We start from the raw sequence: 25,468 nt of genomic DNA on the forward strand, positions 1-25,468 counted from the left end.
GACTCGCTAAATCCACCCAAACCCAATTCACACTGCGGAGAGACCCATGGCTGCTTATCAATACGTCTATTTCATGGACGGCGTTTCCAAGACCTACCCCGGTGGGAAAAAGTGCTTTGAAAACATCCGCCTGAACTTCCTGCCCGGTGTGAAGATCGGTGTGGTCGGGGTGAACGGCTCGGGTAAATCAACCCTGATGCGGATCATGGCCGGTATCGACAAGGATTTTCAGGGCGAGGCTTGGGCCGCAGAGGGCGCCAAGGTCGGCTATCTCCCGCAGGAACCAGAGCTTGACCCAAGCCTTGATGTGCGCGGCAACGTGATGCTTGGTGTGGCCGAGAAAAAGGCTATTCTTGATCGCTACAACGAGTTGGCGATGAACTATTCCGAAGAAACAGCCGAGGAAATGGCCAAACTTCAAGACGAGATCGACAGCCAGAACCTCTGGGACCTCGATGCGCAAATCGATGTGTCGATGGAAGCCCTGCGCTGCCCACCCGATGACGCCGATGTCACAACCCTCTCTGGTGGTGAAAAGCGCCGCGTGGCCCTCTGCAAACTGCTGCTCGAAGCGCCCGACATGCTCCTCCTCGACGAGCCAACCAACCACCTCGACGCCGAGACAATCGCGTGGCTGCAACAGCACCTCATTGATTACAAAGGCACAATCCTCTGTGTCACCCACGACCGTTACTTCCTCGACGACATCACAAGCTGGATTCTGGAACTTGACCGTGGCGCAGGCATTCCGTGGGAAGGCAACTACTCAAGCTGGCTGGAGCAGAAGGCCAAGCGCCTTGAGCAGGAAGCCCGCGAAGACAAATCCCGCCAGAAGACCCTCGAGCGCGAACTCGAGTGGATGCGGCAATCTCCCAAGGCCCGCCAAGCCAAGTCCAAAGCGCGGATCAACGCCTATAACGAGATGGCCGAGCAGTCCGAACGCGAAAAGGTTGGCCGCGCACAGATCATTATTCCAAACGGTCCCCGTCTTGGCGCCAAGGTGATCGAAGTGTCTGGCCTTAAAAAAGCGATGGGTGACAAACTCCTCGTCGAAGGCCTCGAATTCTCCCTGCCCCCTGGCGGCATTGTCGGCGTGATCGGCCCCAACGGCGCGGGTAAAACCACGCTGTTCCGGATGCTGACGGGCCAAGAACAGCCCGACGAAGGCACCGTGGAATATGGCGACACCGTCAAACTCAGCTACGTGGACCAATCCCGCGACGATCTCGACGATAACGCAACCGTATTCGAAGCGATCGGCGACGGCGGCGACATCATCAAACTGGGCGACGCCGAAGTAAACGCCCGCGCCTATTGCTCCTCGTTCAACTTCAAGGGCGGCGACCAGCAGAAAAAACTCGGAATGCTGTCGGGCGGTGAACGCAACCGCGTCCACATGGCACGACTGCTGAAATCCGGCGGCAATGTACTCCTGCTCGACGAACCGACCAACGACCTCGACGTCGAAACCCTCCGCGCCTTGGAAGACGCCCTCGTCGATTTCGCAGGCTGCGCCGTGGTGATCTCCCACGACCGCTTCTTCCTCGACCGGATTTGTACGCACATCCTCGCCTTCGAAGGCGACGCGCACGTGGAGTGGTTCGAAGGCAACTTCGAGGACTACGAAGAAGACAAAAAACGCCGACTGGGTGCAGATGCGCTAGAGCCGAAGCGATTGAAGCATAAGAAGTTCGTGAGGTAGATTTAGTATATTTCCAATTTTGGTTCGCCACATCTTGTAATCCCTTGACAAGATGTGGCGAATTTCTACTCTACTCCTCAACCTTACGGAGTATCGAGTATGATAAAATTGCAGATCAAAGTGGGAACGAGCGAAATTCAGCTTGAAGGCAAAATTGAAGATGTTGAGTTAATTCTCAGTAAACACTGGGAGCCCTATGTTGATGCCATTATTTCAACCCCTCCTCCCCAGCCCATTGAAGTTCGTGGAACTGATAAACCATCTGCTACGCCGAAGCCTCGAAAGGGCAAAGCAACGAGGGCTAAGCACAAGGCAACTTCCGAAAATGGGAAAGACTACCAAGAATTAACAAACATCATAAAAGAGCATGCAAAATTTGACGCGTTAATGAGTAAAGCAATAAATGCAAACGCTTCGGCGATTGATAGATACAAAGGCGTGTTATTTGCGCTGGACAGGGAACTGAGCGCCGTTGACATTGCAAACGTATTGACTGAGCTGGGAGTTAAGGCGGACAGATCCAACATCCTGAAATCACTTAATAAACAAACTTCTAGTTTCTTCAAAAACGGATCAAACCCAGTGTGCTTCAGAATGACCCAAAAAGCTAAAGACGACTTTACAGCCTGGCTGAGTGAAGATGACGCTTAAAGCAATAGACTTCGCTCATCGGCTTGCCGCTGCAACCAATCTGACCGAAACAAAAATGGCCATATCCGTCGCATGGTTTCAAACCGTCATTGAAGGAGCGGACAGTACGTCTGTTCCCGAAATTGCGAATTTCATTGAAGAACACTCAATTCGCACTTCCCTCAACCGTACTCGCTTAAAAAGCCGACTAAAGAAAGACACCACCATTTCGTGCCGTAAGGATGGGAAAGTCACCGTCCCATTAAAAACCCAGCAACTATTGAACGAAACCTACGCAGATTTACTCGCCCCCCCTCCACCTGCAATTGAAGACACCATCCTAGAACTGGTTGATTTTACATCAGCAAGAAAATACGTAATTTCGTTGGCGCGGCAAATAAATGGAACCTATCAGTTCGAATGCTACGATGCTTGCGCAGTAATGATGCGACGACTGATGGAAGTGCTCATTATTGATGCTTACGAGGCCAAGGGCCAAAGCGCCAAAATCAAGGATGACAAAGGCTATATGCAGTTATCAAATCTGATCGGTGCTATTGGCAGCAAACAGGATTTTCCACTTTCAAGAAATGCCGGAAAGTGGATGGATACGTGTAAGAAACTTGGAGACAATGCAGCACACAGTAGAACATATCAGACAAAGAAATTGGATATCGACGATATTAAAGTTGATTATAGAAATTTGATCTCAGAATTGCAGTCATATCAGTAACGTCAGCACCTAACCCTCACTCGCAAACAACGCGCCCTCCCGAAAAGAAGCGCGCGCGTAACTAACGTAGCGGCAAAATCACCCCTCTATGCGGACGACATTTCGCCAGTCGAGATCAATTTCTTCCAGCAACTTGGCATAGCCTTTGCTGCTGCGCAGGCTTTCATACGTTTTCTGAATGGAGTCCATCGAAGGATAGCCAACGGCCATAAGTCGGCGGCCTGCGGCGAGGCCTGTCAGAATTGTACAATAGCGAAAGATCATCGCGCCATTGTCGGCAAAATGCGGAACGTGATCCCTGATCGCATCGAGCTTCAGATCGCTCGCTCCCCAACGTGACACAACGCCATAGGCCGGAACTTCGGTTGATGGATTGGGCAAACCCACATCTTCGATTTTCATAACATTGCGCAGCGTCACCGAAACGTGCCCGCTCCCAACAATCGTCTTATAGGCATCCGAATTTGAATAAACATCAAAGGCGGCGCCGATGCCGTTCATCTCTTCATAGGTTTGGAACAGGATCAGTTGCCCAGTGTATTCACCCGTCGCCATAATGCCGTATCGGGTGGTTACGGCCCCCGCTCCGCTCTTCAAATCTTCGCATAATTGGGAAAGGTTCTTTAATGCTTGGCCGACGAAAGATTGATCGCAAGCGGCTACTGTAACCATCATATAGTGTGGAGTAGTCATGATAATACCTCGGCTAATTGAAATTTACGCTTTCAACCGCACGCGGATTCTGCCGTGACCTTCCCCAAGGGACCCGCCGCCATTACTCACGGGGCAGGATCTCGTGATACTAACATAAATTCGATTGAAACGCAGTCGCTAATCCTTTTCTCGACGGCCCGCTTCCCTCAATTCACCCGCGCTACGCTAACCTGCGCAATTCGCAGCGCCGCAAAAAACTGCCCTTCTCGCAGCCCAAGGCAATATCCACGTCAGGCCGGACGCGTCACAAACGCTCGTCAATTGCTCTGAGCCTTCCCAAACCTCACCTATCCGCCCAGCGGTGATAGCGCGAGACAAGTTCTGTTTCACAAATCTTAAAACCGAGGTAGCAAACCAGAGCGAAACACCCGCCGATAAAAATCTCGAACAACTGAAACAGAGCGCCCTCCATGATTGCGCTGGCGCCATGTTTCCGAAGGAACGCGATATTGGCCATCGAAAGGTGGAAGAGGCTGTAAGAAGAATACGCAAAGCCGACGAAAGACACCCCGCTTAAGGTCAAGACGGCTAACCAGTGATACCGATGCAGATTGAAAATTCGCTTCATGCGTCAGACACCTTTCTTCAGTGTTGCCAATTCATTGTACAAATTTAGCGCCCCAAAGCGAACAGCGCCGTCGAAGGCTCATCTTTATCATAATGCGCAGCCGCGTGACTTTGCACATCAACTAAACTTGTTGCGTCGGCGCGGTGGAGATGGAGCGCCCTTAATCCTCCCGCGCCTCAATAACTTTCGCAATTCGTAACTCCGCATAGAGCGCCAGCACATCGTTAATAATTCGCTGATAGCCGCTGCCATATGACCGGTAAAATTTGAGAACCGGCTCCTCCAGCAAAAGCGTCACCCGCGCGCGGCGGGGTTGAACGGGGAAGGCATCGGCCAAATCCTCCCACGCGTCCGGCACAAATCTCTCCCGCGTTGAAGACGGGTACATCTCTGTTGCCAGCCGCGCAATGGTACGCTCAAGTGATAGCCGCGCAAGATGCTCGCCCCGCGAACGGCGGCGGCGCCCTTCCGGCGCTTCAAATGTCTTGCTTGGGTCAAAGTTATACGGCTCGGCCATGCTGCCTCCACTTGGTTAAGACTTCGCAAACTTAGCTCTCAAAAGTTAACAGACAGCCGCCGGACCGTGCGCATATCCCGCGCATATGCAAAACATATGGAAATCATATGCGTTTCACATTGCCGTTTTCGCCTCATCAGGAACAGTTAACGCGCCGCCCATTTATTGTGCATACGCAGCATATTCCGCCCAATTCGAATGCAGCCCACCATTGCTGCACCTGCAAAATTCCGCCCTCTCTGGCCACGGGATTAGCGCCACTTTAGACCCTGTTCATGGCCAGCAAGCTTCGCATCACCATCCTTGAGCCCGACCCTGAACGGGCGCGGATGATTGTCGATGGGTTATGCGATGCAGGCGACTATTCCATCACGATTATTGGAGACGAGACTTCTCTCAATCAGCGCCTGTCCGAACTCAATCCGGACGTGGTTCTTGTTGATATCGCCAACCCGAACCGCGACACTCTAGAGCAGCTTTCCCTTGCATCCGGCGCCGCATCTCGCCCCGTCGCAATGTTCGTTGACCGTTCTGATCCAGACCTGACCAAAGCCGCGATAGAGGCCGGTCTTTCCGCCTATGTGGTGGATGGTTTACATAAAAATCGCATCAAACCTGTGATCGACGCCGCCATCGCGCGTTTCAATATGGTCGCCAAAATCCGCAATGAACGCGACGCCGCCAAAGCCGCTCTCGCCGACCGAAAAACCATCGATCGCGCTAAAGGGCTACTCATCGCCGCCAAAGGCATCAGCGAGGACGAAGCCTATTCGCTTCTGCGCAAAACGGCGATGGATCAGGGCCGCAAAGTTGTCGATGTGGCAACTGCCTTGGTCACGGCTTCGGAGCTTCTGAAATGAACGCGACAATCACCTGCGGTTTCCTTCCTTTGGTTGACTGTGTGCCGCTGGTTGTGGCGCGCGAGTTCGGCTTTGCCCGCAGCGAGGGCATCGACCTTCGCCTCTCGCGCTACCCAAGCTGGTCCACGCTTCGGGACATGCTCGCATTCGGCCAGATCGACACCGCGCATATGTTGGCACCAACGCCGATAGCCATGTCGCTGTCTCTTGGTGGTTTTAGCGCTCAGATCGACACGCTGATGGTCCTCTCCGTAAACGGCAACAGCATTGGCGTTCACCCTGATATTGCAGGGAAAATGCGTGCAATCGGGTGGGACGGAAGCTTCACGACACCGCGCGAGACAGGTGAGTTTCTACTTGCCGTTACGGGCGGAAAGCTGCGGATAGGTTCGCCTTTTCCGTTCGCCATGCACACTGAGCTTTTACGTCATTGGCTGACCGCCCTTGGCATGCCCGAGGAAGAGCTCGACATCCGCATTGTCCCGCCTCCGCATATGCCCGCGGCCATGGCCAAGGGCGAGATTGATGCTTTCTGTGTCGGCGAGCCTTGGGGGTCGTCTGCGGTTGAAAACGGGCATGCCGAACTGGTGCTGCCCGGCTCTTCTATCTGGAGTTTCGCACCCGAAAAAACCCTCGCCGCGCGGCGCGATTGGGTTGATGAAAACCCCAACGCTGTGCGGGCGCTCATGCGTGCCGTTTATCATGCGGCAGAGTGGCTTCATGACGATCACAATCGCATGATGGCCGCAAACCTCCTTGCACGGCAGGAGTACCTGAACCTCTCCGAACAGATCATAGACCGCGCCCTTAGCCGCCGGATCGTGACACGCCACAACGGTGCGCCCGTTCATGTTCCGGAGTTTCAGCGCTTCTTTAGTTCCGCAGCGACATTCCCGTGGCGCAGTCAGGCCGCATGGATTGCTACGCGGCTCGCCGCACGTAATGGCTTGGATCGCCCGCACGCGCTCGAGGTCGGCAAGGCCAGTTTCCGCAGCGATCTATATCGCCAAAACCTCGCCGGACTCGGCATCGACCTCCCCGGCGCCTCCGAGAAATTAGAGGGCGCGCTGTCTCATCCAACGGCCGTTGCATCCACCCGCGGCGAGATGATTCTCGGGCCGGATGCCTTCTTTAATGGCGAAATCTTTGACCTGACGCGGTGATTTCCGCCCAAAAAATGTGCAGTCGCAGAAAACCCCTGATTTTCTCCGCAGAGCCCCACCACGACTCTCGCTGCGCTGCGGCGCACCTTCTATAAAAGCCTTAACGCTAGGCAACGACGCCCAGCCAGAAACACCCGAATGATCGGGTGACATGAGCAAAGCCGCTCGATTCACCGCACGCCTCCCCGTGCAGTTGAATCGAGCGGCTTTTTCTTTTGCCCCATACCGAACATCGGGGGCGCAACAAAAGGGACTGAACGATGAAAAACGCAATCAGCATGGCCGTGGCGACGAGCTTTGCACTTGCCGCTCCAACGTGGGCCGAGATGCTCGACGTTGAAAAAGACGAACTCACACTCGGGTTCATCAAGCTGACCGATATGGCCCCGCTCGCCATTGCATATGAGCAAGGCTATTTCGAAGACGAAGGGCTTTACGTAACGCTAGAGCCGCAGGCGAACTGGAAAGTGCTGCTTGACCGCGTGATCGACGGCCAGCTTGACGGCGCTCATATGCTTGCAGGTCAGCCCATTGCCGCAACAATCGGCTACGGCACCGAAGCGCATATCATTACACCTTTCTCGATGGACCTGAACGGCAACGGCATTACCGTTTCCAATGAAATCTGGGAAAAGATGCTGCCACACATCGACAAAGATGCGGACGGCAAGCCGGTTCACCCGATTTCTGCGTCAGCTCTGAAACCCGTTGTTGAAGAATTCGCCGACGAAGGCAAACCATTCAACATGGGCATGGTTTTCCCTGTTTCCACACATAACTACGAGTTGCGCTACTGGCTGGCCGCTGGTGGTATCGAGCCTGGCTACTATTCCCCAGAGAACGTGTCCGGTCAGATCGCTGCCGACGTTCTTCTCTCGGTAACACCTCCTCCACAAATGCCTGCAACGCTCGAAGCCGGAACTATCCTTGGCTATTGCGTAGGCGAGCCTTGGAACCAAGCCGCAGTCTTTAAGGGCATCGGCGTTCCAGTGGTGACCGACTATGAAATCTGGAAGAACAACCCAGAGAAAGTTTTCGGCATCACAGCAGAGTTTGCCGAAGAGTATCCGAACACAACGCTTGCCCTGACCAAGGCGCTAATCCGCGCGGCCATGTGGCTTGATGAGAACGACAACGCCAACCGCCCAGAAGCCGTAGAAATCCTCTCTCGCTCTGAATATGTGGGTGCTGACTATGACGTGATCGCGGCCTCCATGACCGGCACGTTCGAGTACGAAAAAGGCGATGTGCGCGACGTTCCGGATTTCAACGTGTTCTTCCGCTACTTTGCGACTTACCCCTACTACTCTGACGCTGTTTGGTACCTGACCCAAATGCGCCGCTGGGGCCAAATTCCTGAAGGCAAAACAGACGCTTGGTATGACGAGACTGCCAAGAGCGTTTACAAGCCGGAAATCTACCTCGAAGCCGCCCGTCTACTTGTTGAAGAAGGCATCGCAAGCGAAGCTGATTTCCCTTGGGATACAGACGGTTACCGCGAAGTTACCCCAGCTGAAGATATCATCGACGGCATCGCATACGACGGTCGTACTCCGAACGCCTATCTCGACAGCCTGCCGATTGGCCTGAAGGGCGACCAAACCGTCAATAGCGACATTGTCACAAATTAAACATCCCACTCCCCACCTGCTTATGCGGGTGGGGTCACCACTACCCTTAACACCCCGCCAGATTGGAGAAGGTCAGATGACCACAGTCGATCCCGAATTCGCCGCAAACGAGGCAAAAGAAGCCAGACGCGCGCGCTTGTTCACCCGTATCAACAAAGCCGACACTTGGTTCAAAGTTATCGGCATGTCATGGATGACCCCGATCCTGAAAGCGCTCGCCGGCGACAACCCTCGCGCTCAGGTCAAGCAAATCTGGCTTTTGCTCGGTGTTCCGCTTCTCTCGATCTTCCTTTTCCTTGCCGCATGGGGCGCTTTGGCACCTAAGGTTCAAACATCGCTTGGCGCGGTTCCCGGCCCTGCACAGGTATGGGAGCAGGTTGGCGTTCTTCATGCAGATCACGTTCGTGAGCGCGAAAAAGAAGAAGCCTTCTATGAGCGTCAGGACGCTCGCAACGCGAAGCTCCTCGCGGACGGCAAAGAAGACAAGATCAAAGAGCGCGCCTATACCGGCAAACCAACCTATTACGACCAGATCTGGACCTCTATCCAGACCGTATTCTTCGGCTTCCTACTGGCCACAGCAGTTGCTGTCCCACTGGGGATCGCGGCGGGCCTCTCCCCTTCGGTCAATGCCGCGATCAACCCGTTGATCCAGATTTTCAAACCCGTTTCTCCTCTCGCTTGGCTCCCAATTGTGACGATGATTGTCTCGGCGGTTTACACCACGAACGACGGAATGTTCTCCAAGAGCTTTCTAAACTCCGCCATCACAGTGACGCTCTGTTCGCTTTGGCCAACGCTCATCAACACGTCTTTGGGTGTGGCAAGCATCGATAAAGATCTGATCTCTGTGTCCAAGGTTCTGAAGCTCTCCACATGGACCAAAATCACCAAGCTGGTTCTGCCCTCCGCACTCCCGCTGATCTTTACCGGTCTGCGCCTCTCGCTCGGTGTTGGCTGGATGGTGCTGATCGCGGCGGAAATGCTCGCCAGAACCCCGGCCTTGGTAAATTCGTTTGGGACGAGTTCCAGAACGGCTCCAGCCAATCCCTCGCCAAGATCATGGTTGCTGTGTTCACCATCGGCATCATCGGCTTCATGCTCGACCGCCTGATGTATGTGATCCAATCCTTCTTTACCTTCTCGGCTAATCGGTGATCCCTATGTCAGTTCTTGAATTCAATAACGTTTACAAGGGTTTCGGCGAAGGAACAGAGCACACGCCCGTCCTCTCCGACATCAACCTCAAAGTGGAAGAAGGCGAGTTCGTTGCGATCCTCGGCTTCTCCGGAACAGGCAAATCCACCCTCGTCAACTTGGTTGCAGGGCTACACCAACCAGATCAGGGCGAAGTGCTATACAAAGGCGCTGAAATCTCTGGTCCTGGCCCTGAACGCGGGCTGGTCTTTCAAAGCTACTCTTTGATGCCGTGGCTGACAGTTAAGGGAAACATCGCTCTCGCCGTTGACAGTGTCTTCAAGGAGAAATCCAAGGAAGAGCGCGCCGAACTGGTGGCGAAGTATATCGCTATGGTTGGCCTCTCCCACGCGGCAGACCGCCGCCCTGCGGAGCTTTCTGGCGGCATGCGTCAGCGGGTTTCTGTGGCGCGCGCGCTTGCGATGAGCCCAGAGATGCTGCTTCTGGACGAGCCGCTTTCCGCCCTCGACGCCCTTTCTCGCGCCAATCTGGCCGACGAGATCCTCGACATCTGGAATGCGGACCAAAAGACTGTGATCCTCGTCACCAATGATGTGGACGAAGCCATCATTATGGCGGACCGGATCATCGCCCTGAACCCTGATGGCACCATCACCAAGGAGTTCAAGGTCAGCATCCCTCGTCCCCGCGACCGGATGGCGATGAATGACGATGCGTCGTTTAAAAAGCTCCGCGCCGAGGTCACGAAGTACCTCATGGATGTGGGCATCGCCGCAAAGGTCGAAGAGACCCGCAACTTGCCAAATGTAACGCCAATCCACGGTGTTCCTGCTGCGGTTGCCAAAGCACAAGAAGGGCTGATCGACGAGCGCTTCCTCGATTTTTCGCAGCTTCACAAGGTTTACCCAACGCCGAAAGGTCCGCTGACTGTGGTTGAAGATTTCAACCTCAAGATTGACCGTGGCGAGTTCATCTCACTGATCGGGCATTCGGGCTGTGGTAAATCCACCGTGCTGACCATGGCGGCGGGCCTTAACGAAATTTCCAAAGGTGGTATCCGCCTTGATGGTCGCCACGTACAAGGCGCAGACCCCGAGCGCGCGGTTGTGTTCCAATCGCCCAACCTCTTCCCGTGGCTCACCGCCAAAGAAAACGTGTCGATCGGCGTCGACAAGGTCTATCCTACTGCTTCTATGGCCGAGCGTCAGGATGTGGTCGAATACTACCTTGAGCGCGTTGGCCTTGCGGACTCCATGGACAAAATGGCGAACTCCATGTCCAACGGCATGAAACAGCGTGTCGGGATTGCCCGCGCCTTTGCGCTCTCGCCCAAACTCCTCTTGCTTGATGAACCATTCGGCATGCTCGACAGCCTCACCCGCTGGGAGCTTCAGGAAGTTCTCATGGAAGTCTGGAGCCGCACGAAAGTCACCGCGATCTGCGTGACCCACGACGTGGACGAAGCCATCCTTCTGGCGGATCGCGTTGTGATGATGACCAACGGACCACAAGCCACAATCGGCAAGATCGTTGATGTGGACCTGCCCCGCCCGCGCACCCGTAAAGCGCTCCTGGAGCATCCGGATTATTACAAATTCCGCGCCGAGGTTCTCGATTTCCTTGAGGAATACGAACACGGCAAAAACCCCAAATCCAAGAAAGAGGAGGCCGCATAATGACCGAGAAACTGGTAATTATCGGCGCTGGCATGGCCTCGGGCCGCGCGCTCGAAGAACTGCTCAAGCAGGCGCCCGATGCCTATGACGTGACCCTTTTCAACGCAGAGCCTCGCGGCAACTATGACCGCATCATGCTTTCTCCGGTTCTGTCAGGTGATAAGAAGTTTGACGACATCATCATCCACACCTCCGATTGGTATGAAGAAAACGGTGTAACATGCCGCTTCGGCGAAAAGGTCGCCAAAGTAGACCGCGAGCGCAAAGTCGTGATCGCCGAAAATGGCGACGAAGTGCCTTATGACAAGCTTCTCTTTGGTACAGGGTCCAACCCATTCATCATTCCGCTCCCCGGCCACGATCTTGAGGGCGTAATCGCCTATCGTGACCTTGAAGACACCAACCGCATGATTGCCCTCGGCGAGAAGCCGGATGCGAAAGCGGTTGTGATCGGTGGTGGTTTGCTTGGTCTTGAAGCTGCGGCTGGGCTTAAGCTGCGCGGCGTTGACGTGACAGTGGTGCATATCATGGGCCACCTGATGGAGCGCCAGCTTGACGAAGCTGCAGGATACCTTCTGCGCAAGGCGTTGCTCGACAAGGGCATCAAAGTAATGTGCTCGGCCAACTCCAAAGAGATCGTTGGCGAAGACGGCCATGTCAAAGCGCTTATGTTGGATGACGGCACTGAACTGCCCTGCGACCTACTTGTGATGGCCGTGGGCATCCGCCCGAATGTGGCCCTTGCTGGCGATGCTGGCCTCTCCGTTGGGCGCGGCATCCATGTTGACGATCAAATGATTACCTCGGACGAGAACATTCTCGCCGTGGGCGAATGCGTGGAACACGACGGCAATATCTTTGGCCTCGTTGCTCCGCTCTATGATCAAGCCAAAGTTGTTGCCAAAACCTTGATCGGTGAAGAGGCAACATTCGTTCAGCGCGAGATTTCAACCAAGCTCAAAGTAACGGGCTGTGATCTCTTCTCTGCTGGTGATTTCGCAGAGGGCGACACCCGCGAAGATATCGTGTTCCGCGATCCGGCGCGTGGGGTCTACAAACGCCTCGTACTCGAAGACAACAAGATCGTCGGCGCCGTGATGTATGGCGATACCGCCGACAGCAACTGGTTCTTCGGAATGATCAAATCCGGCGAAGACATCAGCGAAATGCGCGAGACCCTGATCTTTGGACCTGCCTTTCAGGGGGGTGCCCCCCTGGACCCTATGGCGGCCGTTGCAGCCTTACCAGATGATGCAGAAATCTGTGGTTGTAACGGCATTTCCAAAGGCGAGATTGTTTCTGCGATCAACGACGGGGCAACAGACCTCGCCGCCGTACGTGCGGTTACCAAGGCCTCCGGCTCCTGCGGGACATGCACCGGTCTGGTCGAGCAGGTTCTTGGGGTAACGCTGGGCGATGATTTCGTTATTCCCGCCGCTCAAGGTATGTGCAACTGCACAGACCTGAGCCATGAAGACGTGCGCCGGATGATCAAATCGCAAGAGTTGAAATCCATGGCCGCGGTCATGCAGGAATGTGGCTGGAAAACAAGCTGCGGCTGTCATTCTTGCCGCCCTGCGCTCAACTTCTATTTGCTCGCTGATTGGCCGCTTGAATATCAGGACGATCCACAGAGCCGTTTTGTAAACGAGCGCAACCACGCCAACATCCAGAAAGACGGTACCTATTCGGTTGTGCCGCGCATGTGGGGCGGGATCACTACGCCCGACGAGCTGCGCGCCATTGCGGATGCCGCCGACAAATACAACGTTCCGACCGTTAAGGTAACTGGCGGGCAGCGGATCGACCTTCTGGGCGTGAAGAAAGAAGACCTTCCCGCCATGTGGTACGATTTGAACCAAGCGGGTATGGTATCGGGCCACGCCTATTCCAAAGGTCTGCGCACGGTCAAAACATGTGTAGGCAAGGATCACTGCCGTTTCGGAACGCAGGATTCAACGGGTCTGGGCATCAAACTCGAAAAGCTCCTCTGGGGATCTTGGACACCGCATAAAGTCAAACTGGGCGTGTCGGGCTGCCCGCGTAACTGCGCGGAAGCCACCTGTAAGGACATCGGCATCGTCTGTGTCGACTCGGGTTACGAGGTTTCTGTTGGTGGTGCTGCGGGTATGGACGTTCGGGAAACCGAATTGCTTGCCAAAGTCGCAACCGAAGAAGAAGCCATCGCCCTCACGACTGCGTTCATGCAGATCTACCGCGAAAACGCGAAATACCTTGATCGCGCTTACAAATGGGTCGCCAAGGTCGGGTTGGATTGGGTCAAGGAACAGATCGTTGATGACCTCGCCCAACGCGCCGAATTGGTGGAGCGCTTCGAGCTTTCACAGACCATCTATCGCAAAGACCCATGGGCCGAACAGGCCACCCCCGAATACAACCGCAAAAAATGGCAGCCGATGGCTGACCTGAGCTTGGAGGCCGCAGAATGAGTGACTGGATTGATATCGGCGCGCTTGACGACATCCCCCAACGCGGGGCGCGCCTTGTAAAAACACAGCTTGGATGCGTCGCGGTGTTCCGCACCGCAGAGGACCGCGTATTTGCCATGGACGACACCTGCCCCCACAAAAAGGGGCCGCTGAGCGAAGGGATCGTGCATGGCGAGTCCGTTACCTGCCCATTGCACAACTGGGTGTTTGACATGAACACCGGCCAAGCACAGGGAGCCGACGAAGGACAGGTTGCAACCTATGACATCGACGTGCGGGACGGGCGTATCCTGCTTGACGTGAACCGCCTTTCCGCACGGTCCGCCGCATGAGCATGACCTGCACAACCTGCCCCTATTGCGGTGTTGGCTGTGGCGTTCTTGCGAGCGCTGACGGCACCATCAAGGGCGATCCGGACCACCCGTCCAATTTCGGGCGGTTGTGCTCCAAAGGCTCGGCACTGGGCGAAACCATCACGCTCGAAGGGCGCTTGCTCGCGCCGATGATCAATAAGCAACGCGCAAGCTGGGAGGAGGCAACAGCCCTCGTCGCGGAGAAGTTCAGCGCGGCAATCAAGGAACACGGCCCAGACAGCGTTGCTTTCTATGTTTCCGGCCAGCTCCTGACCGAAGATTACTATGTGGCCAACAAGCTGATGAAAGGTTTCATCGGCAGCGCCAACATAGACACCAACTCGCGCCTTTGCATGGCCAGCTCCGTGGCGGGCCACAAGCGCGCATTTGGCACAGACACAGTTCCCGGCACCTATGAGGATTTTGAGGAGGCCGACCTCGTTGTCCTCGTTGGCTCCAACCTCGCGTGGTGCCATCCGATCCTGTTCCAACGCCTCGTGGCGGCCAAGCAAGCGCGCCCGGACATGCGCGTGGTCAACATTGATCCGCGTGTCACAGCGACAAGCGACCTCGCTGATCTTCACCTTGCCATCAACGCCGATAGCGACACGGCCCTGTTTAATCACCTGCTCGCCGAAATCGCATCGCGCGGCGCGGTTGACGACGACTATGTCGCCAAACACGTGAATGGCTTTGCCGATGCACTCGCCGCCGCACAAGACAGCGACGTAAGCAGCACCGGACTAAGCGCCGCCGAGATCGAAGATTTCACCAACCTCTGGATCAACACAGAGCGCGTGGTCACCATTTATTCCCAAGGCGTGAACCAATCCGCCGTCGGCACCGACAAAGTCAACGCGATCCTCAATTGCCATCTTGCAACGGGACGTATCGGCCGCGCAGGGATGGGGCCGTTTTCCGTCACTGGACAGCCAAACGCCATGGGCGGGCGCGAGGTCGGCGGGTTGGCGAATATGCTGGCCAACCACCTTGATCTGGAAAACCCAGACCACCGCGATACAGTTCAAACCGCATGGAACGCCCCAGTTATCGCTGATCACGCAGGCCTCAAGGCAGTAGACCTTTTCCAAGCCTGTGCAGATGGCAAGATCAAAGCGCTCTGGGTCATGTCTACAAACCCTGCCGTATCAATGCCAGACGCCGCAAACGTAGCGCAGGCCATTGAAAACGTACCGTTCACCGTTGTTTCCGACATCCTAAAAGACACAGACACTGGCGCGCTTGCCGATGTGTTGCTCCCCGCTGCGGGCTGGGGCGAGAAATCGGGCACAGTAACCAATTCCGAACGCCGCATCAGCCGCCAACGCGCGTTCCTACCCCTCCCTGGTGAAACGCGCCCTGATTGGCAAATTATCTGCGACGTGGCGCAAAAAATGGGGTTCGGGGAAGCCTTTGAGTTTACCTCTCCTGCCGAGGTCTTCGCCGAATACGCCGCCCTTTCCGAAGCAACCGCAAAGTTCGGCAAGGATTTCGACATCAGCGGCCTCGCTGGCTTGGATGAGGCCGACTATGACGTGCTCAAACCAACCCAATGGCCAATCCGCGCCAATGGATCTAAAACCGAGCGCTTCTTCGCAGATGGCGGCTTTTTCCATGCGGACAGCAAGGCGAAAATGCTTCCCGTAAAACCGCCGAAACATGCTGAAAACGGCGAAACTTTCCGCCTCAACACAGGTCGTATCCGCGATCAGTGGCACACGATGACCCGCACGGCGCGCGCGCCGCGCCTAAACCAGCACCTCGCCGAACCTTTCGCCGAAATCAACCCAACTGACGCGCTGCGCCTTGGTATCAAAGACGCGACCCTGCTGCGTATCTCGGGCGAACATGGTAGCGCTGTTGTGCGGGCTATGATTACCAGCAAAGTACAGGCTGGCACCATATTTGTTCCAATGCATTGGACCGCGCAATTTGCTGCCTCTGGCCGCGTGAACCACGCTGTTGCACCCGTGACCGATCCCGTGTCAGGCCAACCCGCACTCAAAGGGGCAAACGTAACCGTCGCACCATTCGAGGCCGCGTTCTATGCCTTCGCCGCAAGCGATCAGCAGATTGAAAGCGCCCGCCGCTATGTAGCAAAATCCAAAACCACAACGGGATGGAAAGCCGAAATTTCAGGACAGCGCGCGCCGAAGGATTGGGGAAAAGAAGCACGCGAAACACTTGGCCTTGATGGCGGTGAAGCCGTGATGCTGGAGGACGCACAAAACGGGATTGCCCGCGTTGCGATCTTTGAGGATAGCCGCCTTCGCGGTGTCTATTTCGCCGCCCGCACACCAGTTGCCGTTGCGCGTGGCTATGTATGTGACCTGATTGGGAGTGAGGCATCGGCGCACGTGCTTGCCGGAGTCCCTGGGGCTGATCAACCAGACCCCGGCGCCACGGTCTGTTCCTGCATGAACGTCGGTATCAACACCCTCAAAGCGGCGATTTCCGATGGGGCGCGCACGGTCGAAGCTCTTGGCGAATGCACAGGCGCGGGAACCAACTGCGGCTCTTGCAAGCCGGAACTTCAGGCATTACTGAAAGATATACCTTCAATGAAAGTGGCTGCCGAATGAACAAACTTGCTCCCTATGTCCGAATTCTTGGGCGGGGACCGGGGCGTTCAAGATCACTTACCGAAGAAGAAGCATTTGAGGCGTTCACCCTCATTTTGCAAGGCGATGCAGCACCAGAGGCGGTTGGCGCGCTCTTGATGCTTATGCGGTTCCGTGGCGAGATTGCCCCTGAAATCGCAGGTTTTGTGCGAGCGCTTCGTGCACATGTCGATGCGGGTTGGACGAATGTCCCCGCTGGGCTTGATTGGCCCACCTATGCCGCAGGGCGTACGCGCGGGCTTCCGTTTTACCTGCTGTCAGCCAAGCTCATTGCCGCAAGCGGGACACCTGTTTTGCTACACGGTTGGAACTCGCACCAAAATCCTGTTGCCTCGGTTCGCGATCAGCTTACAGCAGTTGAAATCCCCGTTGCAAAAACAGCCGAGGCCGCAACAAAAGCGCTCGAGAACGGCGGTATCGCCTATGTCCCGCTTGAGGAAATCGCGCCAGATGCCTTCCGCATTCTAAAATTGCGCGATGTGCTGGGTCTACGCTCGGCGGTGAATACCACGTTGCGGGTCTTTAACCCCTCGCTCGCGCCCGCTTCGGTTCAGGGCGTATTTCATCCGTCTTATCGCGAGCTACAGGCCGACGCCGGCGCGCTTCTCGGACTTGCGCGGCTGACGGTTATCAAAGGCGGCGGCGGCGAGTTTGAGCGCCATCCCTCCAAAGACATCGCCGGATTTGGCCTACGCGACACAAGCCCTTGGACAGGCACCGCGCCCGCGCTTCTTGATGAAACGCGCCGCCTCGCTACGAAAGAATCCCAACCCGAAGACCTTGCAAACCTCTGGAATGGAACGCATTCGGACGAGTTTGCAGAAGCCGTTGTGATAGGCACAGCAGGGCTTGCGCTCTTGACCACAAGGCAGGCCGACAGCATAGAAGCCGCCGACGAACAGGCGCGCGCACTTTGGGCCGCACGACACAGCACCACATAAAGGACACCCCGTGAAAACCTTCCCGATGTTCCTCAAAATGACCGGCCGCCGCATTGTGATTGTCGGCGGTGGCGAGCAGGCCGCACAGAAATGCCGCCTTGCCCTTAAGACAGAGGCCCAGATCGTGATCGTTCATACGGGCGAGATCGACGCCGAGCTTGCCGACATCATCGACGAAGGCCGCGCAGAGCGCATAACAGGCGAAATCACACCCGAGATCTTCGCAGGGTCCGCGCTTGTGTTTGTCGCGACAGGAGACGAAGAAACCGACGCCAATATTCATGGCGTTGCCAAATCCGTTGGCGCCACCGTGAACGTGGTGGATCAGCCCGACCTGTGCGATGCTTTCACCCCCTCGATCGTGGACCGTGACCCCGTTGTAGTAGCCATCGGCACCGAAGGAACGGCGCCGGTTCTGGCCCGCCAGATCAAAACGCGGATGGAAGAAATTCTAGAGCCAAACCTCGGCGGGCTTGCGGCCCTTGCTGGGCGGCTTCGCAATAGCGCGGAACAAAACCTTGGCCCAATCAAGCGACGCGATCTGTGGCGATGGGTGTTTTCCGCAAGCCCTCGCGCAGATTTCACCTCGGGGCGCGAGCGCCCCGCAGCCCTTGCGATCAAGGAGGCTATCGCAAACGGCGGCGCACCAACCGAAGACTTGCCGGGTGTTTGCGTTGTTTCAACAGGCGCAGACACCCGTGATATGATGACTTTGCGTGCGGTAAAGCGGATGCAGGAAGCCGACGCGATCTATTTCGCCCCCCTAAAAGACATGACCGTTCTTGAGCTTGCCCGCAGGGACGCCGAACGCGTTGAAACCATTGAAAGTAATGAGGTTTTTCAACAGCTTTTTGACTCCGCACAGGCCGGGAAGCGCGTTGTCTGGCTGACCAACGCAGACACCGAAGCCTCTACGTTCTGCAAAGAATTGGCGGCAGAATGTTCCGCCGCCAATATCCGTTTTGAAACCGTCGCGGGTGTGTTCCCGAGCGGGTAATTACTCTGCCGCGTCGAGGTATTCCTCAAGTGGCGGGCAAGTGCAGACAAGGTTTCTGTCGCCAAAGACGTTGTCTACACGGCCAACGGGCGGCCAGTACTTATCAACCTTGAAGGAGCCAGGAGGGAAGCATCCCTGCTCGCGGCTATAGGGGCGATCCCATTCACCAACAAGCGACGCAACCGTATGCGGCGCATGTTTCAGCGGATTGTTCTCCGCGTCCATTTCGCCGCTTTCAATCGCTGCAATTTCGGAGCGGATCGACAACATCGCGTCGATGAAACGATCAAGCTCGGCCTTGGTTTCAGACTCCGTCGGCTCGATCATCAGGGTGCCGGCAACCGGCCAGCTCATGGTCGGCGCGTGGAAGCCGCTGTCCATCAGACGCTTGGCGATATCATCTACGGTTACATGCGCACTTTCGGCAAATGGGCGTGTATCAAGGATGCACTCATGCGCAACATTGCCGCCTTTACCAGTGAACAGCACGTCATACGCACCAGAGAGCCGCGCTTTGATGTAGTTTGCGTTTAGGATCGCAACCTTGGTTGCCTGCGTAATCCCTTCGCCGCCCATCATCAGGCAGTAAGCCCAACTGATCGGCAAGATCGACGCGCTACCATAAGGTGCCGCAGAAACCGGCCCCTCTTCTCCGCCAGTCTCGGGGTGCCCAGGTAGAAACGGCGCAAGGTGCGCGCGCACACCGATTGGCCCCATGCCCGGACCGCCGCCGCCATGGGGGATGCAGAAGGTTTTGTGCAGGTTCAGGTGGCTCACATCGCCGCCCAGTTTGCCCGGCTGAGAAAGCCCAACCATCGCGTTGAGGTTCGCCCCGTCGATATAAACCTGCCCACCGAAATCATGGGTGATCTCGCAGACTTCCTTGACGGTTTTCTCAAACACGCCGTGGGTCGACGGATAAGTGATCATGCAGGCCGCGAGGTTTTCGCCCGCAGCTTCGGCCTTGGCGCGGAAATCTTCCACGTCGATGTCACCATTCTCTGCAGATTTCACCACAACAACCTTCATGCCGCACATCTGTGCCGAGGCTGGGTTTGTGCCGTGAGCCGAAACCGGAATGAGGCAGACGTCGCGGTGGCCCTCGCCACGAGAGCGATGATAAGCGGCAATCGTCAAAAGCCCCGCATATTCACCCTGCGCACCGGAGTTGGGCTGCATCGACATTGCGTCATAGCCCGTAATCTCGCAGAGGCGCGCGGAAAGGTCTTCGATCATCTCTGCATATCCAGCGGTCTGATCTTTGGGCGCGAAGGGGTGCACTGTGTTGAATTCGGGCCATGTAATCGGCATCATTTCAACGGCTGCGTTGAGCTTCATTGTGCATGAGCCAAGAGGGATCATCGCCCGATCCAGCGCCAAATCGCGGTCTGCCAAGCGGCGCATATAGCGCATCATCTCGGCTTCGGCGCGGTTCATGTGAAAGATCGGGTGCGTGAGGTAATCGCTCTCACGCAGGAAGGAAGCTGGGAAGCTTTGCTCAAGGCTTTCGGGGGTATCCGCAAGCCATTCATGCGCGGATTTATTCACACCAAAGGCGCGCCAAACCGCTTCGATCAAGGCCGCATCGACCGTCTCGTCAACCGAAATGCCAACGCGGGTGTCACCAACAGCGCGCAGGTTGATGCCCTCGGCTTCGGCGTTTTTAAGGATCGCTTTCTGGAACGCGCCAACTTCGACTGTGATCGTGTCAAAGAACGCCTCTGTCTCGACCTCAAAGCCACCATCACGCAGCCCGTTTGCCAGCGCGACCGTGTTGAAATGCACCATTTCCGCGATGGATTTCAGACCCTTCGGCCCATGGAACACAGCAAAGAAGCTCGCCATCACGGCCAACAGCGCTTGCGCGGTACAAACGTTGGAGGTGGCTTTTTCGCGACGGATGTGCTGCTCGCGCGTTTGCAGCGACAGGCGATAGGCCTTGCCGCCCTGCGCATCCACAGACACACCGACAATCCGACCAGGCATAGTGCGCTTATAGTTGTCAGCACAGGCCATAAACGCAGCGTGCGGGCCACCGAAACCAAGCGGAACACCGAAGCGTTGCGCAGAGCCAACGGCAATATCAACACCAATCGCACCCGGTTCTTTGAGCATTGTCAGGGCGAGTAGATCAGTCGCCATAATCGCGCTGGCTTTGGCGGTATGAAGCGCCTCCACCTCAGCCGCAAAATCGCGGATTTCGCCGTAGGTTCCAGGATATTGGAAGATCGCGCCGAATACGTCTTCGGCAACGAGATCATCGGGATTGCCAACGATGACTTCGATACCTAATGGTGCCGCCCGCGTTTGCATAACCGCGATATTCTGCGGGTGGCAATTCTCGTCGATAAAGAACGCCTTTGCCTTGGATTTCGACCCACGTAGCGCCATTGCCATTGCCTCGGCACAAGCGGTTGCCTCATCCAGCAGAGATGCGTTGGCAACAGGAAGGCCGGTCAGGTCGCTTACCATAGTCTGGAAGTTCAGCAGCGCCTCAAGACGCCCCTGCGCGATTTCGGGTTGGTAGGGCGTATAGGCCGTATACCACGCTGGATTTTCCAGAATATTTCGCTGGATTGCCGGCGGGGTCACACAGCCATAGTACCCCTGCCCGATCAGGCTGGTCATCACCTTGTTTTTCTTGGCCACCTTGCGCATTTTTTCCAAAAGCGCATGCTCCGTCATTGGCGCCCAAGGCAGGGCTTCGGCCTGACGGATACTGCCCGGAACTGTGTCGTCAATCAGCTCATCGAGCGACGCGTAGCCGATTGCTTTGAGCATCTCGGCCATTTCATCTGGCGACGGGCCGATATGGCGGCGGTTTGCGAAATCATAGGTGTTATAACCAGTGGTCTGATAGGGCATTTTGTGTCCTTACCCGATGAAGGCTTTATAAGCGGCTTCGTCCATCATGTCGTCCATTGGGCCGAGGTCTTCGACTTTGATCTTAAAGAACCAAGCGTCGTTCTCTGGATCGTCATTTACCTTGCCTGGCTCGTCGACAATTGCTTCGTTCACTTCGACAATCTCGCCGTCGATTGGCGCGAGGATATCGGAAGCGGCTTTCACACTCTCGATCACCACAACTTCGTCGTCCTTGGAGACTGTTGTGCCAACGTCTGGCAGCTCAACAAAGACAACATCGCCAAGCTGCTCGGCGGCGTGCTCGGTAATGCCAACAACAACAACGTCGTCCTCGACGCGCAGCCACTCGTGTTCTTCGGTGTATTTCATGGGGAGTCTCCTGTTTAACGTTTATAGGTTGATGGCCGGAAAGGCATATCTGCCACGGTTGCGGGGAGCCGCTTGCCACGCACTTCGGCATAGATAATGGTGCCGGTTTCCGCGTGGTCGATAGCAACATATCCCATCGACATAGGCCGTTCGATACTGGGGCCAAATGCGCCCGATGTCACCCGCCCCATCGGCTCTGTGGCGTCGGCACTGGCAAAAAGCTGGGTTCCGGCACGCATTGGTGCGCGCCCTTCAGGCAGAATGCCTACGCGGCGGCGGGTTGCCCCTTTTTCAAGCTCTGCGAGAATTCGTTCAGCCCCGGGAAAGCCGCCTTCACGTTCGCCGCCTGTGCGGCGGACCTTTTGCATCGCCCATTCAAGCGCGGCCTCGACCGGCGTTGTTGTTTCGTCAATGTCATTACCATAAAGGCACAGCCCCGCTTCAAGGCGGAGACTATCTCGCGCACCTAAGCCGATTGGCTCCACACCATCTTGGGCCAGAAGCGCACGGGCAAATTCAACCGCGCTGTCGTTGGACACTGAAATCTCGTAGCCGTCTTCGCCAGTGTATCCAGAGCGCGAAATCCAAAGCTCGCCGAAATCCGATTCCACAACAGCAACATCCATGAACACCATATCGGCCGCAGATGGAGCAAGCGCAGCAAGCGCTGCTTCGGCTTTCGGACCTTGCAACGCAAGCAATGCGCGATCTTCGACAACCTCAACCTCACAATCAGCAAGGTTCGCCTTCATATGCGCGACATCGGCCTCTTTACAGGCCGCGTTGACCACGAGGAACAGGTGGTCGCCACGGTTGGCCACCATCAGGTCGTCGAGAATGCCACCGTCTTCGTTGGTGAAAAGAGCATAGCGCTGACGCCCCTCTTTGAGAGGAACGATCGAAACCGGCACCAGACGCTCAAGCGCCGCCGCAGGATTATTACCGCGCAGGATCACTTGCCCCATATGGCTCACATCAAAGAGCCCCGCGCCGGTGCGTGTGTGCAAATGCTCTTTCATAACGCCGAGCGGATATTGCACGGGCATGGAATAGCCCGCGAATGGCACCATTTTGGCACCCAATTCTACGTGTAGGTCATGGAATACGGTCTGCGCCAGATCCGCGTCGAGGTGTGGGTTGGCCATTTGCCTTCTCCTCATCACCGGTACAACACTGGATATTCAGCGCGGCACCAAAACAAGCCCGCCCCATGCGCGCTCTCCTGATGCCCCCTCTGTCTCTGCCTTGCGGCGCCTGAGATCGTTATCCCTTCGGCGGGCCAATGGCCACTCTCCAGAGTTTTGGTATCCGAGCGGTCCTGAAGCCTGAGAGTTTACCGGGGCGGTTGCTCCTTCGGCACTGAAGGGCGTTCGCCCCGCAGATTCTCCCACTTGGATGTCGCATTATGTACCCACCTGTGCGCTTTTGGGCAAGGGGTTGTATTCGCCGGTATACAGGTTAAATCCGGTTACATGAAAAACCCTTTCTTCTTTGGCTATGGTTCGCTCGTGAACCAATCGACCCACACCTACACCAACGCCCATCGCGCCCATGTCACCGGCTGGCGGCGCACGTGGCGCTTCACACCGCATCACCCCGTCTCGCTTTTGACAGCGATCCGATGTGACGAGAGCAGCATTGACGGATTAATCGCCGAAGTTCCCGGCGCGGATTGGGCGGCCCTTGATGAGCGCGAAAGCGGATACAACCGCCACGTCACCGACGCTGTGCGCCACCCGCTTGAGTTCAAACCCGAAATCGCAATCTATGCCGTTCCCGAACAGGAGCCGTTTGATGCAGACGAAGGGCCAGGCATTCTGCTCAGTTATCTCGACGTTGTGGTTCAGGGGTATTTGCGTGAATTCGGCGAAGAGGGCGTTGCAGATTTCTTTGCCACAACAGATGGCTGGGACATTCCCATTCTAAACGACCGCCTCGCGCCCAAGTACCCGCGCGCCCAAGAGTTGAGCCCCTCAGAAACCGCATTGGTTGATGCTTATGTAGCCAAGGTCAACGCCGAAAACTAAACAGAGACATCCAGCGGCTCTGGCTCCGAAACGCCTCTGGAGCCACCGGTTTTTCGGCGCGGATGTCGCGCATGATCCGCGCCACCAACACAAGTGCAATCGCCGCAAAGACGACGCCGCCAATCGCTTGCCCAATAAGCACCCCTTCGGCCCCGTATAACATACTGCCGAAAATCACGAACGGGATCGTCCCAAGTGTGTTCCGGCCCCAGTTTACCATGGTGGAATAGAACGGATGGCCAAGGTTGTTAAACGATGCGTTCGCCACAAAAATCACCCCGTTGAAGAACCACAAGAGCGCCAGCGGGCCACAGAACAGCAAGATGATATCCGCCGTCACCCCATCCGCACGGAATAGAGCAAGCACAGGGCCGCGCAGCGCAAAGAGGATCAGCGCCACAATCAGCACGTAGCCCGCAATAAACAGCAACCCATCTTTGAAGGCACGCTGCACGCGGTCATGCAATTGCGCGCCATAGTTTTGGCCGATGATCGGTCCGATGGCCCCTGAGAGCGCGAAAATCACACCGAAAGCAATCGGTACCATCCGCGACACCACCGCCATTCCGGCGACGGCATCCTCTCCATATTCGGCCATCGCGCGTGTCACATAGGCCTGCCCGATGGGGGTTGAAAGCTGCGTAAGAACAGCAGGAACGGCAAGCGTATAGATTGCCCGGAAATCAAGCGCGAACTCCTCTGAAGTTGGCTTTTGCAGGCCGCCATAGTGTTTATAAATCGGGATCAGCGCATAACTGGCAATCGCAATACGCGCCGCCACCGAAGCAAGCGCTGCGCCCGTCAGTTCCAGATCAAGCCCGAAGATCAGGATGGGATCGAGCACTGCGTTAACAACGCCGCCAAGAATGGTCGCGAACATTGCACGTTTGGCATCTCCATGCGCCCGCAAAATCGCACCGCCAACCATGCCAACAAGCAGCAACGGCAGGCTTGGCACGATAATACGCAGGTAGGATACCGTGAGCGGCAAAACATCGCCTTTTGCCCCCATCCACCCCGCGAGCGTCGGCACGAATATCCAGACCGTCGCGGCAAAGACACTTCCGAACAAAACCCCATAAAACAGCGAAGTTGTTGCGCGGCGGCGCGCCATATCCTCGTCGCCCTGCCCCAAGGCCCGCGCGACCAACGCTCCCGCGGCGATGGACATGCCAATGCCGAAAGAACTGGTGAAAAACAGGATCGCGCCCGCGTATCCCACAGCAGCGGCAAGCTCGGCTTTGCCCAGCATCGAGATGAATATCATGTCGACGAAATCAACAATGAACACCGCCATCAATCCAATAGACGCGGTGAGCGACATGACAGTGACATGCCGAAATAGATTGCCAGTTAAGAACTTAGCCTGCGCGTTCGCGGGTTTGGCGGGTTCGGAATTTGACATGCAACCTCCCTGATCGCCGCGCAGAAATACGCGCGGGCACATGTGCAGGAAGGCTGACTATAGCGACGAAAACCCGAATGGGAACCGC

At 56.2% G+C, this 25,468-nt stretch carries 19 protein-coding genes, 1 pseudogene and 1 riboswitch; of the genes and pseudogenes, 14 read left to right on the forward strand and 6 right to left on the reverse strand.

The window, feature by feature from the left end:
* The first annotated feature begins 46 nt into the window (after nucleotides 1–46).
* The 3 genes from ettA to OU789_RS11115 all read left to right on the forward strand — a co-directional run bounded on the left by ettA (nucleotide 47) and on the right by OU789_RS11115 (nucleotide 3,065).
* On the forward strand, nucleotides 47–1,702 hold the full coding sequence (ettA, locus tag OU789_RS11105) for an energy-dependent translational throttle protein EttA (protein ID WP_263952402.1): 1,656 nt from the start codon (nucleotides 47–49) through the stop codon (nucleotides 1,700–1,702).
* 99 nt (nucleotides 1,703–1,801) lie between these two features.
* The gene (locus OU789_RS11110) at nucleotides 1,802–2,353 is read left to right on the forward strand and encodes a hypothetical protein (RefSeq protein ID WP_274655678.1); all 552 of its coding nucleotides are present in this window, start codon (nucleotides 1,802–1,804) and stop codon (nucleotides 2,351–2,353) included.
* Nucleotides 2,343–3,065 carry a DUF4145 domain-containing protein gene (locus OU789_RS11115; RefSeq protein ID WP_274655679.1) on the forward strand — a complete coding sequence of 241 codons (723 nt, stop codon included), beginning with the start codon at nucleotides 2,343–2,345 and terminating at the stop codon, nucleotides 3,063–3,065. The genes OU789_RS11110 and OU789_RS11115 overlap by 11 nt, the downstream gene beginning before the upstream one ends.
* A 78-nt stretch (nucleotides 3,066–3,143) precedes the next feature.
* Here the strand turns inward: OU789_RS11115 and OU789_RS11120 are convergent, their stop codons facing one another.
* A complete protein-coding gene (locus OU789_RS11120) occupies nucleotides 3,144–3,758 on the reverse strand; it encodes a DUF6854 domain-containing protein (protein ID WP_274655680.1) in 615 nt (204 codons plus the stop codon).
* A 749-nt stretch (nucleotides 3,759–4,507) separates the two neighbouring features.
* Nucleotides 4,508–4,864 carry a BrnA antitoxin family protein gene (locus tag OU789_RS11125; protein WP_263952398.1) on the reverse strand — a complete coding sequence of 119 codons (357 nt, stop codon included), beginning with the start codon at nucleotides 4,862–4,864 and terminating at the stop codon, nucleotides 4,508–4,510.
* Between the two features lie 275 nt (nucleotides 4,865–5,139).
* Between OU789_RS11125 and OU789_RS11130 the strand changes: the two genes are divergently transcribed.
* The 10 genes and pseudogenes from OU789_RS11130 to OU789_RS11175 all read left to right on the forward strand — a co-directional run bounded on the left by OU789_RS11130 (nucleotide 5,140) and on the right by OU789_RS11175 (nucleotide 18,714).
* Nucleotides 5,140–5,724: an ANTAR domain-containing response regulator gene (locus OU789_RS11130; RefSeq protein WP_263952397.1), complete on the forward strand. Its 585-nt coding sequence runs from the start codon at nucleotides 5,140–5,142 to the stop codon at nucleotides 5,722–5,724.
* Nucleotides 5,721–6,887, forward strand: a complete 1,167-nt coding sequence (locus OU789_RS11135) for an ABC transporter substrate-binding protein (protein ID WP_274655681.1) — start codon at nucleotides 5,721–5,723, stop codon at nucleotides 6,885–6,887. The genes OU789_RS11130 and OU789_RS11135 overlap by 4 nt, the downstream gene beginning before the upstream one ends.
* Before the next feature lie 260 nt (nucleotides 6,888–7,147).
* Complete coding sequence (locus OU789_RS11140; protein WP_263952395.1) at nucleotides 7,148–8,518, forward strand: CmpA/NrtA family ABC transporter substrate-binding protein; 1,371 nt, start codon at nucleotides 7,148–7,150, stop codon at nucleotides 8,516–8,518.
* Between the two features lie 76 nt (nucleotides 8,519–8,594).
* Nucleotides 8,595–9,676: pseudogene (locus tag OU789_RS11145) on the forward strand (ABC transporter permease).
* A gap of 5 nt (nucleotides 9,677–9,681) precedes the next feature.
* Nucleotides 9,682–11,352 carry an ABC transporter ATP-binding protein gene (locus tag OU789_RS11150; RefSeq protein ID WP_274655682.1) on the forward strand — a complete coding sequence of 557 codons (1,671 nt, stop codon included), beginning with the start codon at nucleotides 9,682–9,684 and terminating at the stop codon, nucleotides 11,350–11,352.
* The gene (nirB, locus tag OU789_RS11155; protein WP_263952392.1) at nucleotides 11,352–13,802 is read left to right on the forward strand and encodes a nitrite reductase large subunit NirB; all 2,451 of its coding nucleotides are present in this window, start codon (nucleotides 11,352–11,354) and stop codon (nucleotides 13,800–13,802) included. The genes OU789_RS11150 and nirB overlap by 1 nt, the downstream gene beginning before the upstream one ends.
* Entirely contained in the window at nucleotides 13,799–14,134 is a 336-nt protein-coding gene (gene nirD, locus OU789_RS11160) for a nitrite reductase small subunit NirD (RefSeq protein ID WP_263952391.1), read from the forward strand. The genes nirB and nirD overlap by 4 nt, the downstream gene beginning before the upstream one ends.
* On the forward strand, nucleotides 14,131–16,737 hold the full coding sequence (locus OU789_RS11165) for a nitrate reductase (RefSeq protein ID WP_274655683.1): 2,607 nt from the start codon (nucleotides 14,131–14,133) through the stop codon (nucleotides 16,735–16,737). The genes nirD and OU789_RS11165 overlap by 4 nt, the downstream gene beginning before the upstream one ends.
* Nucleotides 16,734–17,717 carry a glycosyl transferase family protein gene (locus tag OU789_RS11170; protein ID WP_274655684.1) on the forward strand — a complete coding sequence of 328 codons (984 nt, stop codon included), beginning with the start codon at nucleotides 16,734–16,736 and terminating at the stop codon, nucleotides 17,715–17,717. Before OU789_RS11165 ends, OU789_RS11170 begins: the two co-directional genes overlap by 4 nt.
* A 10-nt stretch (nucleotides 17,718–17,727) precedes the next feature.
* A complete protein-coding gene (locus tag OU789_RS11175; protein WP_274655685.1) occupies nucleotides 17,728–18,714 on the forward strand; it encodes an NAD(P)-dependent oxidoreductase in 987 nt (328 codons plus the stop codon).
* On the opposite strand, the gene gcvP is transcribed toward OU789_RS11175, so the two are convergent.
* Genes gcvP through gcvT form a run of 3 tightly spaced genes read right to left on the reverse strand, consistent with a single transcriptional unit; the run spans nucleotide 18,715 to nucleotide 23,093 of the window.
* Nucleotides 18,715–21,579, reverse strand: a complete 2,865-nt coding sequence (gene gcvP, locus OU789_RS11180) for an aminomethyl-transferring glycine dehydrogenase (protein ID WP_274655686.1) — start codon at nucleotides 21,577–21,579, stop codon at nucleotides 18,715–18,717.
* A 9-nt stretch (nucleotides 21,580–21,588) separates the two neighbouring features.
* A complete protein-coding gene (gene gcvH / locus OU789_RS11185; RefSeq protein WP_263952386.1) occupies nucleotides 21,589–21,948 on the reverse strand; it encodes a glycine cleavage system protein GcvH in 360 nt (119 codons plus the stop codon).
* A gap of 14 nt (nucleotides 21,949–21,962) precedes the next feature.
* On the reverse strand, nucleotides 21,963–23,093 hold the full coding sequence (gene gcvT, locus OU789_RS11190) for a glycine cleavage system aminomethyltransferase GcvT (RefSeq protein WP_274655687.1): 1,131 nt from the start codon (nucleotides 23,091–23,093) through the stop codon (nucleotides 21,963–21,965).
* A gap of 158 nt (nucleotides 23,094–23,251) precedes the next feature.
* Nucleotides 23,252–23,348, reverse strand: a riboswitch (glycine riboswitch).
* Nucleotides 23,349–23,420: 72 nt separating this feature from the next.
* On the opposite strand from gcvT, the gene OU789_RS11195 reads away from it, so the two are divergent.
* Nucleotides 23,421–23,975 carry a gamma-glutamylcyclotransferase family protein gene (locus OU789_RS11195; protein WP_274655688.1) on the forward strand — a complete coding sequence of 185 codons (555 nt, stop codon included), beginning with the start codon at nucleotides 23,421–23,423 and terminating at the stop codon, nucleotides 23,973–23,975.
* Here OU789_RS11195 and OU789_RS11200 read toward each other — a convergent pair.
* Nucleotides 23,959–25,380 carry an MATE family efflux transporter gene (locus OU789_RS11200; protein WP_274655689.1) on the reverse strand — a complete coding sequence of 474 codons (1,422 nt, stop codon included), beginning with the start codon at nucleotides 25,378–25,380 and terminating at the stop codon, nucleotides 23,959–23,961. The two genes, OU789_RS11195 and OU789_RS11200, sit on opposite strands and share 17 nt — an antisense overlap.
* Nucleotides 25,381–25,468 lie beyond the last annotated feature (88 nt).

This window comes from Halocynthiibacter sp. C4 (genome assembly GCF_028823805.1).
Taxonomy (GTDB): Bacteria; Pseudomonadota; Alphaproteobacteria; order Rhodobacterales; family Rhodobacteraceae; genus Falsihalocynthiibacter; species Falsihalocynthiibacter halioticoli.

What these genes read in the sequence shown, in the direction of transcription:
- OU789_RS11140 (WP_263952395.1), top strand. Translation starts at nt 7,148, where the DNA reads ATGAAAAACGCAATCAGCATGGCCGTGGCGACGAGCTTTGCACTTGCC.
- OU789_RS11135 (WP_274655681.1), top strand. Translation starts at nt 5,721, where the DNA reads ATGAACGCGACAATCACCTGCGGTTTCCTTCCTTTGGTTGACTGTGTG.
- OU789_RS11200 (WP_274655689.1), bottom strand. Translation starts at nt 25,380, where the DNA reads ATGTCAAATTCCGAACCCGCCAAACCCGCGAACGCGCAGGCTAAGTTC.
- nirB (WP_263952392.1), top strand. Translation starts at nt 11,352, where the DNA reads ATGACCGAGAAACTGGTAATTATCGGCGCTGGCATGGCCTCGGGCCGC.
- gcvP (WP_274655686.1), bottom strand. Translation starts at nt 21,579, where the DNA reads ATGCCCTATCAGACCACTGGTTATAACACCTATGATTTCGCAAACCGC.
- ettA (WP_263952402.1), top strand. Translation starts at nt 47, where the DNA reads ATGGCTGCTTATCAATACGTCTATTTCATGGACGGCGTTTCCAAGACC.
- OU789_RS11195 (WP_274655688.1), top strand. Translation starts at nt 23,421, where the DNA reads ATGAAAAACCCTTTCTTCTTTGGCTATGGTTCGCTCGTGAACCAATCG.
- gcvH (WP_263952386.1), bottom strand. Translation starts at nt 21,948, where the DNA reads ATGAAATACACCGAAGAACACGAGTGGCTGCGCGTCGAGGACGACGTT.
- OU789_RS11115 (WP_274655679.1), top strand. Translation starts at nt 2,343, where the DNA reads ATGACGCTTAAAGCAATAGACTTCGCTCATCGGCTTGCCGCTGCAACC.
- OU789_RS11165 (WP_274655683.1), top strand. Translation starts at nt 14,131, where the DNA reads ATGAGCATGACCTGCACAACCTGCCCCTATTGCGGTGTTGGCTGTGGC.
- OU789_RS11150 (WP_274655682.1), top strand. Translation starts at nt 9,682, where the DNA reads ATGTCAGTTCTTGAATTCAATAACGTTTACAAGGGTTTCGGCGAAGGA.
- OU789_RS11110 (WP_274655678.1), top strand. Translation starts at nt 1,802, where the DNA reads ATGATAAAATTGCAGATCAAAGTGGGAACGAGCGAAATTCAGCTTGAA.
- nirD (WP_263952391.1), top strand. Translation starts at nt 13,799, where the DNA reads ATGAGTGACTGGATTGATATCGGCGCGCTTGACGACATCCCCCAACGC.
- gcvT (WP_274655687.1), bottom strand. Translation starts at nt 23,093, where the DNA reads ATGGCCAACCCACACCTCGACGCGGATCTGGCGCAGACCGTATTCCAT.
- OU789_RS11130 (WP_263952397.1), top strand. Translation starts at nt 5,140, where the DNA reads ATGGCCAGCAAGCTTCGCATCACCATCCTTGAGCCCGACCCTGAACGG.
- OU789_RS11125 (WP_263952398.1), bottom strand. Translation starts at nt 4,864, where the DNA reads ATGGCCGAGCCGTATAACTTTGACCCAAGCAAGACATTTGAAGCGCCG.
- OU789_RS11120 (WP_274655680.1), bottom strand. Translation starts at nt 3,758, where the DNA reads ATGACTACTCCACACTATATGATGGTTACAGTAGCCGCTTGCGATCAA.
- OU789_RS11170 (WP_274655684.1), top strand. Translation starts at nt 16,734, where the DNA reads ATGAACAAACTTGCTCCCTATGTCCGAATTCTTGGGCGGGGACCGGGG.